Origin of the sequence: Mesorhizobium sp. M1399 (genome assembly GCF_040317735.1) — a bacterium.
In the GTDB taxonomy this organism is placed as follows: Bacteria; Pseudomonadota; Alphaproteobacteria; order Rhizobiales; family Rhizobiaceae; genus Mesorhizobium.
Window position 1 is genome coordinate 40877 of record NZ_JAMYKZ010000018.1, and the last position, 14952, is coordinate 55828.

At 63.8% G+C, this 14952-nt stretch carries 14 protein-coding genes; 8 read left to right on the top strand and 6 right to left on the bottom strand.

Annotation, left to right across the window (positions count from 1 at the left end; all coding sequences use genetic code 11):
* Window positions 1–101: 101 nt before the first annotated feature.
* Window positions 102–1076, top strand: coding sequence for a WD40 repeat domain-containing protein (locus NKH05_RS26475; protein ID WP_023718064.1), 975 nt, complete (start codon window positions 102–104; stop codon window positions 1074–1076).
* 4 nt (window positions 1077–1080) lie between these two features.
* Here the strand turns inward: NKH05_RS26475 and NKH05_RS26480 are convergent, their stop codons facing one another.
* Window positions 1081–1602 carry a hypothetical protein gene (locus NKH05_RS26480; protein ID WP_348633211.1) on the bottom strand — a complete coding sequence of 174 codons (522 nt, stop codon included), beginning with the start codon at window positions 1600–1602 and terminating at the stop codon, window positions 1081–1083.
* Window positions 1603–1691: 89 nt separating this feature from the next.
* Here NKH05_RS26480 and NKH05_RS26485 point away from each other — a divergent pair, with 89 nt between their 5' ends.
* The 3 genes from NKH05_RS26485 (at window position 1692) to NKH05_RS26495 (ending at window position 5319) form a co-directional block, all read left to right on the top strand.
* Complete coding sequence (locus tag NKH05_RS26485; RefSeq protein ID WP_023718066.1) at window positions 1692–3074, top strand: aspartate aminotransferase family protein; 1383 nt, start codon at window positions 1692–1694, stop codon at window positions 3072–3074.
* 14 nt (window positions 3075–3088) lie between these two features.
* On the top strand, window positions 3089–4510 hold the full coding sequence (locus NKH05_RS26490; RefSeq protein WP_352547943.1) for a glutamine synthetase family protein: 1422 nt from the start codon (window positions 3089–3091) through the stop codon (window positions 4508–4510).
* An 86-nt stretch (window positions 4511–4596) separates the two neighbouring features.
* On the top strand, window positions 4597–5319 hold the full coding sequence (locus NKH05_RS26495; RefSeq protein ID WP_280940411.1) for a UdgX family uracil-DNA binding protein: 723 nt from the start codon (window positions 4597–4599) through the stop codon (window positions 5317–5319).
* Window position 5320: 1 nt separating this feature from the next.
* Here the strand turns inward: NKH05_RS26495 and NKH05_RS26500 are convergent, their stop codons facing one another.
* From NKH05_RS26500 to NKH05_RS26515, 4 genes are all read right to left on the bottom strand, one after another.
* Entirely contained in the window at window positions 5321–6586 is a 1266-nt protein-coding gene (locus tag NKH05_RS26500) for a glycerate kinase type-2 family protein (RefSeq protein WP_352789371.1), read from the bottom strand.
* Between the two features lie 199 nt (window positions 6587–6785).
* Window positions 6786–7292, bottom strand: a complete 507-nt coding sequence (locus NKH05_RS26505) for a heme-degrading domain-containing protein (RefSeq protein ID WP_352963166.1) — start codon at window positions 7290–7292, stop codon at window positions 6786–6788.
* Between the two features lie 75 nt (window positions 7293–7367).
* Window positions 7368–8681: a guanine deaminase gene (gene guaD, locus NKH05_RS26510; protein WP_352910640.1), complete on the bottom strand. Its 1314-nt coding sequence runs from the start codon at window positions 8679–8681 to the stop codon at window positions 7368–7370.
* The gene (locus tag NKH05_RS26515) at window positions 8678–9895 is read right to left on the bottom strand and encodes a urate hydroxylase PuuD (RefSeq protein ID WP_352999172.1); all 1218 of its coding nucleotides are present in this window, start codon (window positions 9893–9895) and stop codon (window positions 8678–8680) included. Before NKH05_RS26515 ends, guaD begins: the two co-directional genes overlap by 4 nt.
* 139 nt (window positions 9896–10034) lie before the next feature.
* Here NKH05_RS26515 and NKH05_RS26520 point away from each other — a divergent pair, with 139 nt between their 5' ends.
* The 4 genes from NKH05_RS26520 (at window position 10035) to dps (ending at window position 13922) form a co-directional block, all read left to right on the top strand.
* Entirely contained in the window at window positions 10035–10955 is a 921-nt protein-coding gene (locus NKH05_RS26520; RefSeq protein WP_023718073.1) for a LysR family transcriptional regulator, read from the top strand.
* A 76-nt stretch (window positions 10956–11031) separates the two neighbouring features.
* Window positions 11032–12039 (top strand): LLM class flavin-dependent oxidoreductase, encoded by a 1008-nt coding sequence (locus NKH05_RS26525; RefSeq protein ID WP_031193704.1) that lies wholly within the window; start codon window positions 11032–11034, stop codon window positions 12037–12039.
* Window positions 12036–13289, top strand: coding sequence for an LLM class flavin-dependent oxidoreductase (locus NKH05_RS26530; protein WP_352895479.1), 1254 nt, complete (start codon window positions 12036–12038; stop codon window positions 13287–13289). Before NKH05_RS26525 ends, NKH05_RS26530 begins: the two co-directional genes overlap by 4 nt.
* Before the next feature lie 144 nt (window positions 13290–13433).
* Window positions 13434–13922, top strand: a complete 489-nt coding sequence (gene dps / locus NKH05_RS26535) for a DNA starvation/stationary phase protection protein Dps (protein WP_023718076.1) — start codon at window positions 13434–13436, stop codon at window positions 13920–13922.
* A 9-nt stretch (window positions 13923–13931) separates the two neighbouring features.
* On the opposite strand, the gene xdhC is transcribed toward dps, so the two are convergent.
* Window positions 13932–14894, bottom strand: coding sequence for a xanthine dehydrogenase accessory protein XdhC (gene xdhC / locus NKH05_RS26540; RefSeq protein ID WP_023718077.1), 963 nt, complete (start codon window positions 14892–14894; stop codon window positions 13932–13934).
* Window positions 14895–14952: the final 58 nt, after the last annotated feature.

Here is a 14952-nt window from a genome sequence, read left to right on the forward strand (position 1 = left end):
GCTGGCGCTCTCTCCTCACGACGATCCGAAGCACGGGTTGAGACCCGCAGCTCAACCCCTTAAGGGTGGGGCAGCAGAAATCTCGAACGGAATGGTCTCTCATGCCGACAGTCGCCCCGCTCGATCTCGAAGGCCACTGCCTCGCCGCCGTGTTCCTTGGCGACGTGCCGCATTTCGCGCTGGCCGACGGCACAATCCATCGGCTCGACCATGGGCACAAGACGGTGCAGGCCAATGACGGGCTGCTCGCCGCCCTTCACGATGGCGCAAACGACCGGCTGATCACCGGCGGTGAGGACGGCAAGATCTTTGCCGTGACCGCAGGCGGCAATACTGCGGAATTGGCGACCGCAGGCAAAAAATGGATCACCAGCGTGGCCGCCGGGCCACAAGGCGCTGTTGCCTATGCTTCGGGCAAAATTGCCTATGTGCGTTTTGCTGACGGCAAGACCAGGGAATTCTCGCATCCGCGCTCGGTCGAGGGGCTGGCCTTCTCGCCCAAGGGCATGCGCTTCGGCGTTGCCCGCTACAATGGCGCGACGCTGCATTTCCCGGCCGCCGACGGCAAGCCGGTCGAGCTCGAATGGGCCGGCGCCCACACCGGCATCACGTTTTCGCCGGACGGCGGCTTCGTCGTCACCACAATGCAGGAAAACGCGCTGCATGGCTGGAAACTCGCCGACGGCAAGCACATGCGGATGTCCGGCTATCCCGGCAAGGTCAAAAGCCTGTCGTGGAGCGCCAAGGGCAAATGGCTGGCGAGTTCCGGCGCGCCGGCGGCGATCGTCTGGCCGTTTTCGGGCAAGGATGGGCCGATGGGCAAGGCGCCGCTGGAACTCGGCACGCGCGGCAGTGCGATGGTCACCTCCGTCGCCTGCCATCCGAGCCAAGATGTAGTGGCGGTAGGGTATGATGACGGCATGGTGATGGCGGTGCGCTTCGCCGACGCCAGGGAAGTGCTGCTGCGCCGGCCAGGCAAGGGCGCCATCACATCGATGATGTGGGACAAGGAAGAGCGCCGCGTCGCGTTCGGCAGCGCCGCCGGCGATTGCGGCGTCATCGACATTTCCGCCTAGCCCGTTAGTCGGCTCCGCAAGATACTTTGCCGGTCAATTCAGCCGGCTTGCCATCCTTTTCGGCATCGTCCGTTACATCATAGATTGAGAGCAAATAGCGGCCGTCATAGACGCCTTCGTCGCTGGCCTTGGTCAGGATCGCCAGTTCGACATAGTCGTAGGCGTTTTCGACCTGCCGTTCGCGATAGACGAGCAGCCGCAATTCCTTGTTGTCGAGCCAATATTGCGTGAGGTTCTGATCCTCGAACACAGTCTTGCGCAGACTGTCGCCGACTGGCCTGCCCAGAATTTCGAGCTCGCCGCGAAAATTGAAGGTCGGCCCGCCCATGCCTCTGGTGACCCCGGCATCGACCTCAAATTTGACGGCTGCATCCTCGGCGGAACACCAGATGCCGCCGGATGCCAAAGCCGCACCAACCGACGACAGCAGCGTTGCCGCGCAGATGATCGCCCGCACCATCGTGTCCCCTCCAGCCGAAGTGCCATTGGCGCCCGAAGGCGGCTCGCGGTCAAGCGCCTGTTCCATTCAAATGACCGCTGACCCAACACAGGGCAGCCGCCCGCCAATTGCGGTGGCGGATGCCGATTGTCTAAAGTGCGGCGGAGAGGGCCGCCATGAACGTCATCGACCATTCAAAGACCTCCATCGGCGGCATCGGCCCGGCCCGGATTGCCGAGTTGCGCGAGACCGAGGCAGAAGCCTTCCGCCAGGCGCGGCCGAAATCGATGGCGAAAATCGGCAATGGCCTGCCCGGCTTCTTCGGCGGCGTGCCGATGCACTGGATGAACGACTGGCCGACGCCGTTCCCGATCCTCGTTGATAAGGCCAAAGGCACCGCCATCAGAGATATCGACGGCAACCGGCTCGACGATTTCTGCCTCGGCGACACCGGCTCGATGTTCGGTCATTCGCCGCCGCCGGTCGCCCGCGCCATCCGCCGGCAGGCCGGACGCGGTCTGACCTACATGCTGCCTGCCGAGGACGCGCTCGCCATCGGCCCGCTGCTGCAACAGCGCTTCGGTCTGCCGTTGTGGCAGATCGCGACGACGGCAACCGACGCCAACCGCTTCGCGCTGCGGGTTGCCCGTGCCGTTACCGGCCGGGAGAAGATCCTGGTCTTCAACGGCTGCTATCATGGCTCGGTCGACGAGACGATGGTCCGGCTGGTCGACGGCAAAGCGGTGAACCGACCGGGACTGGCCGGCGAATTCCGCGACCTGACGCGGGCAACTGATATCGTCGAGTTCAACGATCTGCCGGCGCTTGAGGCCGCACTTCAGGGCAACGATGTCGCCTGCGTCATCGCCGAGCCGGTGCTGACCAATTCCTGCATGGTGCTGCCCGAAGCCGGCTTTCATGACGGCTTGCGGCGTCTCACCCGTGCGACCGGCACGCTGCTTCTAATCGACGAGACGCATACGATCTCGACCGGTCCCGGCGGCTATACAAGCAAATACGGGCTGGAGCCGGACCTGTTCGTGCTCGGCAAGCCGATTGCCGGCGGCATACCGGCGAGTGTGTGGGGCATGAGCGAAGGCGTTGCGGCGCGCTATGCCGCTTATATCAGCCGGAAAGAGCCCGGCTATTCCGGCATGGGGACAACGCTGTCGGCCAATCCGCTGCAATTCGCGGCGATGCGTGCCACGCTCGAAGACGTCATGACCGACGAGAACTACAGCCATATGGACCATCTGGCGCGGCGGCTCGACGCCGGGCTGACTGCCGTTATCGATCGCTATCGCCTGCCCTGGCATGTTGCTCGGGTCGGCGCCCGCGTCGAGTTCATCTGCGCGCCAGGCCCGCTGAGGAATGGCGGCGAAGCCGAGAGGGCGCATGCGCCGGAGCTCGAAGCGGCGATGCATGTCGCGCTGGTCAATCGCGGCGTGCTGATCGCACCGTTCCACAATATGATGCTGATCTCGCCGGCAACTCGCGCCGCCCAGGTGAACCGGCTGATCACCGCCTTCGGCGCGGTTGCGGCAAAGCTTACGGCATGAGACAAGCTGGCAGCATGAAACAAGCGCCCAAGCAAAGTTTGAACCTGGTCACGGCATCCCCTTCGGGCTCGACGCCCGCCGAGGCGCAGGCCTTTCTCGACGCCCATCCGGAGATCGAAGCGTTCGACATCGTGCTGACCGACGCCAATGGCGTGGGGCGCGGCAAGATCGTGCGCCGACATGAGTTGATGAGCATCTTCGAGGGCGGCCGGCACATGCCGATCTCGATCCTCGGCCTCGACATCACCGGCGAGGATGTTCACGAGACCGGGCTGATCTGGACGACCGGCGACGGCGACCTGCGGGCGTGGCCGATCCCCGGCACGCTGGTGCCGCTGTTCGGCACCCAGCCGCCGCGCGGCCAGGTGTTGATGGCGATGTACCATCTCGATGGCCAGCCGATGTCGTCCGACCCGCGGCTGGCGCTCGCCCGCCAGGTAGATATCCTCGCGGCCAAGGGCCTGCATCCGGCCGGCGCCTTCGAGCTCGAGTTCTTCCTGCTCGCCAATGAGCGCGATGCCGAAGGCAAGGTGCAGCCGGCGCATGCGGTGCTCGACGGCCGCCGCTCGGCCAAGACAGAGGTCTATTCCGTCGACCATCTGCACGGCATGGAGCCGCTGTTTTCCGACATCTATGCCGCGGCCAAGGTGCAAGGCATCCCGGCCGAGACGGTCATCTCGGAATATGCGCCCGGCCAGTACGAACTGACGCTCAATTACCGCAAGGACGTGATGCGGGCGGCCGACGATCTCGTCATGCTCAAGCGGCTGGTGCGGGCGCAGGCACGCCGTCATGGTGTCACCGCTTGCTTCATGGCCAAGCCGATCGAGAAGTATGCCGGCTCTGGCATGCATTTTCATGTCTCGCTGCTGGATGATGCCGGCAAGAACGTCTTTGCCGAAGCCGGCGGCGAAAGCTGGTCGCTTCCGCTGCTGCGCGGTCTCGGCGGACTGATCCAGACGATGGCGGAATCGATGCTGGTGTTCGCGCCGCACGCCAATTCATGGCGGCGCTTCGTATCGCAATCCTATGCGCCGGTGGCGCCGACCTGGGGCGTCAACAACCGTTCGGTGGCGCTGCGTGTGCCAGCCGGCGATGCCAAGAACCGCCGCATCGAGCACCGGCCATCGGGCGTCGACGCCAACCCTTATCTAGTCGCGGCAACGGTGCTGGCCGGCATCACTAGGGGTCTCGACGAAGGTCTTGACCCCGGCCCTGAAACCACCGGCAATGGCTACGAATCCGCCGTCACGCGCACGACGATGCCGGTCGACTGGCGTGCCGCGATCGAGGCGGCAAGGGCGTCGACCTTCCTCAAGGGCGCATTGGGCGAAGACCTGCACCGGACATTCGTGGCGATCAAGCAGTCGGAATATCTGCGCGTGGCGCGCACGGTCAGCGAACTGGATTATCACCTCTATCTGCACGAGGTTTAGGGCTTCACATCGTCGGCCATCTGCCGGTGAAGGCCCATGCGGAATAATTTCAGCGGAACCTTCGGCGGGCTTTGCTCATTGCGTGTCTGATTGCAGGAGCGAACAAGGCCGCCTTAGTCATGATCGCCAGGATGCAGACAACCCCGACGCCGCACCATGCCAAGGTGCAGTCGAGAGGCTTGCCTGCAAGCAAGTCCCCGGACACGACAGAAATCGACGCCAGGACGATTCCTGAACTGCGCGAAACGGCCAAGATCTGCCGCCGCTGTCCGCTATGGCGCGATGCCACGCAGACCGTGTTCGGTGAGGGTCCTGATAAAGCCAAGGTGATCTTCGTCGGCGAACAGCCGGGCGACCAGGAGGACCTGGCGGGCAAGCCTTTCGTCGGTCCGGCCGGGAAGGTGTTCGACGCGATCCTGGATGATGCCGGCGTCGATCGGCTGAAAGTCTACGTCACCAACGCGGTTAAGCATTTCAAGTTCGAGCCGCGCGGCAAGCGGCGCATCCACTCCAAGCCGAATGCCGGCGAGGTGCAGGCTTGCCGCTGGTGGCTGGACAAAGAGATCGATCTGATCAAGCCCAACCTGGCGGTGGCACTCGGCGCCACTGCAGCGCAGGCGCTGCTCGGCAAGGTGGTGCCGATCATGAAGATGCGCGGGGCGGTAGTGGAGCGCGACGATGGCTTGCGTGTCTTCGTCACCATCCACCCGTCCTTCATTCTGCGCATTCGCGAGCCGGCGGACAAGCGGGCCGAACGCGAGCGGTTCCTGCAGGATATGAGAGCGGTGAAAAGGCTGATGGCGGCCTGAGCTATTTGATCAATATCGCCCGGAGATCGTTGATGTTTGTGCCGGTCGGACCGGGTACGAAAAGGTCATCTACGGCATTGAATGCCGTCCAGGCGTTGTTGCCGGCAAGCATGGCCTTGGCATCGACGCCCGCCGCGCGCATCCGCGAAACTGTCGAGCCGTCGGCGAAGGCGCCGGCATTGTCTTCCGAACCGTCAATGCCGTCGGTGTCGGCGGCCAGTGCGTGCACGCCCGCCATGCCGGTGATGCCGATGGCGAAGGCGAGCAGGAATTCCGAGTTACGGCCGCCTTTGCCTTTCGCGCGCAGGGTCACCGTCGTCTCGCCGCCCGACAGGATCAGCACCGGCTTTGCAAATGGCCGGCTGCGCGTCGCCACCTCGCGCGCGATTGCGGCGTGGATGCCACCGACCTCGCGTGCCTCGCCCTCGATGGAATCGGAGAGAATGACGGCCTGAATACCTCGGCGCTTCGCTTCGGCCGCTGCTGCTTCCAGCGAGACGCCGGCCGAAGCGATCAGATGCACCTCGTTGCGGATAAAACGCGGATCGTCCGGACGTGGCGCATCGGCCGCCGGCGACTTGATATGCGCCATGACCGAAGCCGGCAGCTTCATGCCATAGGCAGCGATCGACGCCAGTGCGTCCTCACGGCTGCCTATGTCCGGCACGGTCGGACCAGAAGCGACCAGAGCCGGATTGTCGCCCGGAATGTCTGATACCACCAGCGAGACCACCTTGGCCGGATATGCGGCGGCCGCCAGCCTGCCGCCCTTGATGGTGGAAAGGTGCTTACGGATCGTGTTCATCGCGGTGATCGGCGCACCGGAGGCGAGCAGCGCCTCGTTGACGGCGATCTCATCGGCCAGCGTCAGACCTTCGGCGGGTGACGGCAGCAGCGCCGAGCCGCCGCCGGAAATGAGCGCCACGACAAGGTCGTCCGCAGTCAGTCCCTGGACTTTTTCGAGCAGCCGCCGCGAAGCTTCCAGCCCGGCGGCATCCGGCACCGGATGCGCCGCCTCGATGATCTCGATGCGCCGGCAGACCGCGCCATAGCCGTAGCGGGTGACGACCAGCCCTTCGATCGGCCCGTCCCACGCTTCCTCGAAAGCAGCCGCCATCTGCGCCGAGCCTTTTCCTGCACCGATGACGATCGTGCGGCCCTTCGGCCTTGCCGGCAAATGATTCTTGATCGTCCTCTGGGGATCGGCGGCGGCAACGGCGGCGTTGAAGATGGATATAAGGAAGGATTTCGGGTCGAGAATGGTCATACTGAGCTGCCACCGACGTTCTGCGAACTTCTGCGGCGTCTGCGCTGCCCCTCACCCTTACCCTCTCCCCGTCCAGAGACGGGGAGAGGGGGTCGCAACCCATCTATCAACTGGACACGCCAGCGTTGGAGCGCTTCCCTTCTCCCCGTCGCTACACGGGGAGAAGGTGCCGGCAGGCGGATGAGGGGCGGCGCCAACGTCACGATGTTGCTTCCGGCGGCAGGACCAACTCCTGGCTATCGACGCCCAAGTAGCTACACAGCGCATCGACGACCACGCCATGGTCCTCACGCTCCGGCAGGCCCGAGACGGCGATCACGCCGATGACACCGGCGCCCTTGACAGTGATGGGAAAGCCGCCGCCGGCCAGCACGTAGTCGACAATGTCCAGCCCCTCGCCAGGCTTGAAGCTGCGGTCGGGGCGCTGCTGCTCCAGCACCATGCGGTAGGTGCTTTTCAGGAACCGCCGCACGACGTTGATCTTGCGCCGCGCCCAGTCCGGATTGGAAGCGTTCGAGCCGGGCATTGCCGCATAGAACAGCGGCCGATCGAAGGTTCTGATATCGACGATGATCGGCAGGTTCTCGGTCAAAGCCCGGTCGCGGATCGCCGAGCCGATCTCGAAAGCGACAGCCTCGTCAAAGGCGGAGAAAACAAGCGCGGCTTCCTGTTTCTTGATCAGAGCGATGTCGTCCGCAACGGCCATGTCGTTCCCCTGTTAATCTCGTCGCACGCTTTGGCCGATGGCTGCCGTTCGGTCAAGCCGGGACGCCGGGACCAGCTAGGTCGCCATGTCCGCCTTAACTGCCCGACCGGCGACATAGACCTCGTGCACGGCGCGGTCGTCGCCTAGCGTCTGCAGCAGAAACAATTCCTCGGCGAGCGTGTCCGCCGTCTCCACCCGCAGCCGCATCGCCGGCGTGGCGCGGGCGTCGAGCACGACGATATCGGCGTCGCTGCCTTCCTCCAGAGTGCCGATCTTTTCCGCAAGCGACAAGGCCTCGGCATTGCCGCGGGTCAGTTGCCAGAATGACTGAAACGGATTGAGCTTCTCGCCATTCAGCGCGATCACCTTGTAGCCCTCGTCCATGGTGCGCAGCATCGAATAGTTGGTGCCACCGCCGACATCGGTGGCGGCGGCGATGCGGAGCGGCTTCTCGCGGCGGCGATAGCGCTGATAATCGAACAGGCCCGAGCCGAGAAACAGGTTGGAGGTCGGGCAGAACACCGCCACCGAGCCGCTATCCGAAAGCACATCCGCCTCGCGTTCCGACAGATGAATGCAGTGGCCGAACAGGCTTTTGCGGCCGAGCAGTCCATACTGCTCGTAGATGTCGGTATAGTCCCGCGTCTGCGGATACAATTGCTGCGTAAAGGCGATCTCGGCGTGGTTTTCCGACAGATGCGTCTGCATATGCAAGTGCGGATATTCGCGGCAGAGCGCGCCCGCCGTTTCCAATTGCTCGGGTGACGAGGTGATGGCGAAGCGTGGGGTGATGGCATAGTGCTGGCGCCCCTTGCCGTGCCACTCCTCGATCAGCGCCTTGCTGTCGTCATAACCCGATTGCGGCGTGTCGAGCACGCCGTCCGGCGCGTTGCGGTCCATCATCACCTTGCCGGCGATGTTGAGCATGTTGCGGTCATGCGACTCGGCAAAGAACGCCTCGGCCGATTCCTTGTGTACCGAGCAATAGGCGGCGACAGTCGTCGTGCCATGACGCAATACTTCATCCAGGAACAGCCTGGCGATACGGCGGCCATGCTGAGCGTTCTCGAATTTTGTCTCTTCCGGAAAAGTGTAGGTGTTCAGCCAGTCGAGCAGCTCGGCGCCGAAGGAAGCGATGACCTGCATCTGCGGAAAATGCGCGTGCGCATCGATAAACCCGGGCAGCAGCAGATGCGGCCGGTGGTCGATCTTTTTCGTTCCCTCGCCCGCCTTTTTCTCGACCTCGGCATAGGCGCCCGCGGCAACGATCCTACCATCGCGGAGCAGCAGGCCGCCATCTTGCTCGTAGCGCCAGGCGGAATGGTCGTCGACGGTTTCGGGCCAGCGCAAAAATGACAGCGTGCGGCCGCGCAGGAGCGTGCTGGTCATTTCCTTGCGCCTTCGAACCATGCCACCAGCAGCGCCCGTTCCTTGTCGGTGATCTGGGTGACGTTGGCGGGCGGCATGGCGTGGCTGCGGCCGGCCTGCAGGTAGATCTCGCCGGCGTGCTCGGCGATGCCGGCATCGGTGTCGAGCATCACGCCCTTCGGCGCGTGGTAGATGCCCTCGTAGGACGGCTCCGCGGCGTGGCACATCGAACAGCGGCCAAGCACCGTATCGCGCACGGCAGGGAAATGCGCCGAGGCAACGTAGACCTGGGCCGCCGCCGACGCCTTCGCCTCGCCGGTCAGCAACTTCGGCACCGTCGACAGCCAGATGATGACCAAGAACAGCACGGCCGCCGCCAGCCAGGTCCAGGTCGGATTGCCTTTGCGCGCATGCCTGGTGTTGAAATAGTGCCGGATCAGCACGCCGATGATGAACACCAGCGAGGCGATGACCCAGTTGAACTCTGTCCCGAACGCCAGCGGATAATGGTTCGACAGCATCAGGAACAAAACGGGCAGCGTCAGGTAGTTGTTGTGCAGCGAGCGCTGCTTGGCGATCTTGCCGTATTTCGGATCGGGCTTACGGCCGGCGATCAGGTCGGCGACGACGATCTTCTGGTTGGGGATGATGACCATGAAGACGTTGGCCGACATGATCGTCGCGGTGATGGCGCCAAGATGCAGGAAGGCGGCGCGGCCGGTGAACAGGTGGGTCAGTCCCCAGGCCATGAATACCAGCACCCCATACAGCACCAGCATCAGGCCGGTGTCGCTGTTGCCGAGCGGCGAACGGCACAGGAGATCGTAGACCACCCAGCCGACGCCGATCGTCGCCAGCGACAGCAAGATGCCTATAGGCACCGACATGGCAAGCACATTCGGATCGATCAGGAACAGGTCCGCCCCGGCATAATAGACCACGCACAGCATCGCGAAGCCTGACAGCCAGGTGGCGTAGGATTCCCACTTGAACCAGGTCAGGTGCTCGGGCATTTCGGCCGGTGCCACCAGATATTTCTGCACGTGGTAGAAGCCGCCGCCATGCACCTGCCATTCCTCGCCGAAAGCGCCTGCAGGCATGCCCGGGCGTTGGCGCAGGCCGAGGTCGAGCGCGACGAAATAAAAGGACGAGCCGATCCAGGCGATGCCGGTGACGACGTGCAGCCAGCGCACGGCGAAACTCAGCCAATCCCAGAATATCGCGAAATCCATCATGAAAAATCGTCCCTGCCGATCGACTGACTTTACGGACTGGAGCGCAAACGGAAAGGGCTGAGGTGCACGATGACTTTCAAAAAAAATTGGAAAATACTAGGCTGATCATACGCAGCCACATGAGAGCCCCGAAAGCCGCATGGCCTATCTCGATAACATCGCCGTTTTTGTTCGCGTCGTCGAACTCGGCAATTTGTCGGCGGCTGGGCGCGACATGCGCATTTCGCCGGCGGTCGCTTCCAACCGGATCAAGGAGCTCGAGAAGCATCTCGGTGTCAGGCTGTTCAACCGCACGACGCGGCAGTTGATGCCGACCGAGCACGGCACGGTGTTCTATTCCGGCGCCAAGCAGGTGCTCGAGGCGGTCACCGAGGCCGAAGCTGCGGTCAGCGCGTTATCCGGCCAGCCGCGCGGCACCATAAAGGTGACAGCGCCGCTCGGCCTCGGGCGGAGACTGGTGGCATCCGGCATCCCGGATTTCCACGACAGATACCCAGATATCGAGGTGCGGCTCCGGCTTTCCGACCACAATGTCGATATCATGAAGGAAGGCATCGACGTTGCGTTCCGGCTGGGCATCATCGAGGATTCCAGCCTCAGGATGCGCGGCATCATGGACTGCGAGCGAGTGCTGGTGGCGGCTCCGCAATATCTGGAGGCGCGCGGCGAGCCGAGCGAGCCGAGCGAGTTGATCGGCAAGAAGCACGATTGCCTGATGCTGCGCTATTCCGGCGCGCGCGAATATGTCTGGACCCTGCAGACGCGGAACGGGCCGCAAAAGTTCGAAGTGCACGGCCCCTACGATACCGATGACGGCGACGTGCTGACCGGCTGGGCGCTGTCCGGCCGCGGCATCATCAACAAGCCGCGCTTCGAGGTCGAGCCGTTTATCCGCGACCAGCGGCTGAAGGTGATCCTGAGCAAAACGCCGCCGACGCCGGTGCAATTCGCCGCCGTCTACCCGCATAAGAAGCTGCAGGATCCGAAGGTGCGGCTGCTGCTCGACTTCATGGCCGAGCGCTGCCAGCGGCTGATCAGGGATATTCTGGCCGGCAAATGATCGCCGGCTGGCCGGTTGCTTTCCGTCCAGCCGGCGAAGATATTTCTTATGGAATCTCACTCACCAGGGAAGACCGATGGCCAGCGGCGCCACAATGCATCTAGCCGTTTCACTAGCTCCGGAAACTGCTCCCTCCTCTCCGTCCGACGTCGTTCCGGATTTCAGTCTGCTGACGCGGTCCGTGCAAAAAGCCGAAGCGGCCGGCCTGGATATGGTGTTGCTCGCCGATTCCGCGCCGGTTGCAGGCGGACCGAACCGGCAAATGCGCTTCGAAGCAACGACCTTGCTGGCAGCGCTGGCGACGGTGACAAGCAGGATCGGTCTCATCGCCGCGGCGTCAATGGTCGCCCACCAGCCCTATAATCTCGCGCGCCGTTTCGCTTCGCTCGACATTATCAGCCATGGCCGCGCCGGCTGGAACGCCAGCATGATGCCCGACCCGCGCGAGGCGGCCAATTTCAGCCGACCGGAAGGGTTTTCCGGCGACGCATTCCGCCTGCGCGCCGAGGAATTCGTCGGCATCGTGCAAGGCTTGTGGAAAGGCTGGGACGCAGACGCGCTTCTGTTCGACAAAAGTGGCGGCCGCTTCTTCGATCCCGAGAAGATGCACCTTCTCGACCACAGGGGCGAATATTTTTCTGTGCGCGGGCCGCTCAACGTGGCGCGGTCGCCGCAGGACACGCCGGTGCTGGTCATGTCCGGCCTGTCCGAGCCCGACATGGATATCGCCGCCCGCACCGCCGATGTTGTCCTGCTAGACCAGCGATCGATCGACTGGGCTGACGATCTGAAGCGCCGTGCGCTTGCCTTCGGGCGCAGGCCGGAGGGGCTGAAGGTGCTGATGAATGTTGTCACGGATGGCGAGATGGCCGCCATGCCGGATATGTTTGCGGATAGGCTCGAAGAGTGCTTTCGCTCGAAAGCCTGCGACGGTTTCAACATCGCCGTGCCGCTCACGTCGGCGCTCGACGATTTCATCGGTCTCGTGCTGCCGGAGCTTCGCCGCCGCGGCCTTGTCCGGTCCGGCTACAGCGCGGCGACACTGCGGGCCCATCTCGGGCTTGCAGGGGAGGATCGGCAATGAGCGCCGGTCGAGGCCAGATGAAGCTCGGCGCCTTCCTATGGGCGACAGGCCACCACATCGCCGCCTGGCGCCATCCGCAGGCGCATGTCACGGCTGGCATCGACATCGATCATTACATCCAGCTGGCGCGGACGGCGGAAGCGGCGAAGTTCGACATGATCTTCTGCGAGGACGCCGCCGGTGTGCGCGAGGCCAATGTCGACATCGCCAGCCAAACGTCGCGCTCGATTGGCTTCGAGCCGATCAGCCTACTTGCGGCGCTCGCGGTGCAGACGGAGCGCATCGGCCTCGTCTCCACGGCATCGACGAGTTACAACGAGCCTTACGGGCTGGCGCGGACCTTCCTGTCGCTCGACCATCTGAGCGGCGGGCGTGCCGGCTGGAACCTTGTCACTTCGGCCAGCCAGATCGAGGCCGCCAATTTCGGCTCGACCGGTCTGCGCCCGCATGCGGACCGTTACGGGCGGGCGCGCGAATTCGCTGCCGTGGTTGCCGGCCTTTGGCGAGGCCAGGGTGGACACGAAGGCAGAAGTTTTTCGGTGCGTGACCCGCTCGATCTGCCGCGCTCGCCACAAGGTGCACCGGTCATGGTGCAAGCGGGAGCGTCGGACGAGGGTCGTGACCTCGCCGCCCGGACCGCCGACGTGGTCTTTACGGCGGCGCAGACATTCGAGGAAGCGAAGGCCTTCTACGACGACCTCAAGGGACGGCTGGCTGCCTATGGGCGCAAGCCGGACGACCTCAAGATCATGCCTGGGGTGGCGCCGGTCGTCGCGGCAAGCGAAGCGGAAGCCCGGGCAAAACATGATGAACTGCAGGAGCTGATACCGGACGATGTCGGCGTTGCGCTGCTTTCCAGCTATCTCAGCATATCCGATCTCTCGCGCTATCCCATCGACGGACCGCTGCCGCAGCTGCCGGCCAGCGAAGGCATGCAGAGCCGGCAGGCGCTCGTCATCGAGCAATCGCGCCGCGACAACCTGTCCATTCGCCAGCTTGCCCGTCATTTCGCCGGCGCGCGCGGCCATTGGCGCGTCGTCGGAACTCCGGCCCAGATCGCCGACCAGCTCGCAGCACGCTTCGAGGGCGGCGCGGCAGACGGTTTCAACGTGATGCCATCCTATTTTCCCGGCGAACTCGATGCCTTTGCCACGCTTGTCGTGCCGGAGCTGCAGCGGTGCGGTCTGTTCCGTACGGATTATGACGGCAGCACGCTGCGCGACCATCTGGGCTTGAAAAGGCCGGCGTAAACGACGAGCGGAACGAAAGTCGGAGATCGCCGTTTTGGGATGCTGTGCCGCGGCGATGAGGGCGTCTGCGCGCATGTTCGATTGACCTTCCACAAACTTCGCCCTCTTCAAACCACGCGGACGCAACCGCCACAGGAGCCGATCATGGATGCCATCGCCACCCGCAACGACCTGCAATCCAATGCCAAGAAAGAGTGTATCGATCTTCTCAACGCCCGCCTCGCCGACGCCATAGATCTGGCCTTGATCACCAAGCAGGCGCACTGGAACGTCAAGGGGCCGCAATTCATCGCCATCCATGAGATGCTCGACACGTTCCGCGAGGAGATCGACGGACATGTCGACACCATTGCCGAGCGCGCCGTACAGCTCGGCGGCACGGCGCTCGGCACATCGCAGGAGGTGTCGAAGGCGACTATGCTCGAGGCCTATCCGACCGACATCCACAAGACCCGAGATCATCTGGCGGCGCTGATCGACCGCTATGCCGCGACCGCCAAGCGGGCCCGCGCGGCGATCGACGAAGCGGCGGGAGCGGGCGACGCCGACACCGCCGACATCTTCACCGCCTATTCACGCTCGCTCGACAAATTGCTGTGGTTCCTCGAGGCACACACGCAGGAACAGGAATAGAAGGAAACGTCAGCCCGCCATCGCCTTGCCACGACGTGCTTTGGACGGAGCTGCCGGTTCTATCGCGTGGGCGGCCAACGCCGTCATGATCTCGGCTGCGGCGAGTGCGGCGATCACTTGCGGGCGCTTGTCCTTGACGGCATCGCCGCCGATCGGCGAGACGAGGCGGTCAAATTCCGCCTCGCTTCCGTCCGCCGACTTAAGGAACCAGTTCCGAAACGTCGCCTTCTTGGTTCTGGAGCCTATCATGCCGACATAGGCGGCATCCCGGCGTTTCAGCGCCTCGGCGACGATCAGGAAATCCAGCGCGTGGTCATGGGTAAGGACGACGAAGGCGGATCCAGCCGGGGCTTCGCGCACCATCGCCTCAGGCATCGGCGTCAAACAGGTTTCGACCGTGTCTGGCATGCCCTCCAGCGCTTCGGCTCGCGTCTCGGCAATGACGACATGCACCGGCAGCAAAGCCACCGCCGAGGCCAACGCATGGCCGACATGGCCGCCGCCGAAGATGTAGACATGCGGCAGCTGCGCCTCCTCGGCTTCCGCCGCCGCGACCAACTTGGCCTCAAGCGCGGCGTCAACCAGCCGGATCAGCACCTCGACCCTGCCGCCGCAGCACTGCCCGATCTCCGGGCCGAGCGCGACGTCGAGCGTCGCGACAGCGTTGCGGCCAGCCCCCTTCTCCCCGTAACTATACGGGGAGAAGGGGCCGGCAGGCGGATGAGGGGCGGCGCCAGCCTCGACAGATTCGCCAGAACCTGAGGCCGATCGACCAAGCATCTGCCGCGCTTTGTCGATCGCCATATATTCGAGCTGGCCGCCGCCGATCGTGCCGAAAGTGGCCGATCCTGAGACGAGCATGAAGGCACCCCTCTCGCGCGGCGTCGAGCCTTTTGTCCCGGCCACCTCAACCAAGGCGACCCGGCAGGCACCGGCAAGAAAGGCTTTCAGGCTCTGCATTTTCGCGTTCATCATTCGCGTTCCCTGTTGGGAAATATAGAGTTTTTCGGCCTGAATTGCACGTTTTCCG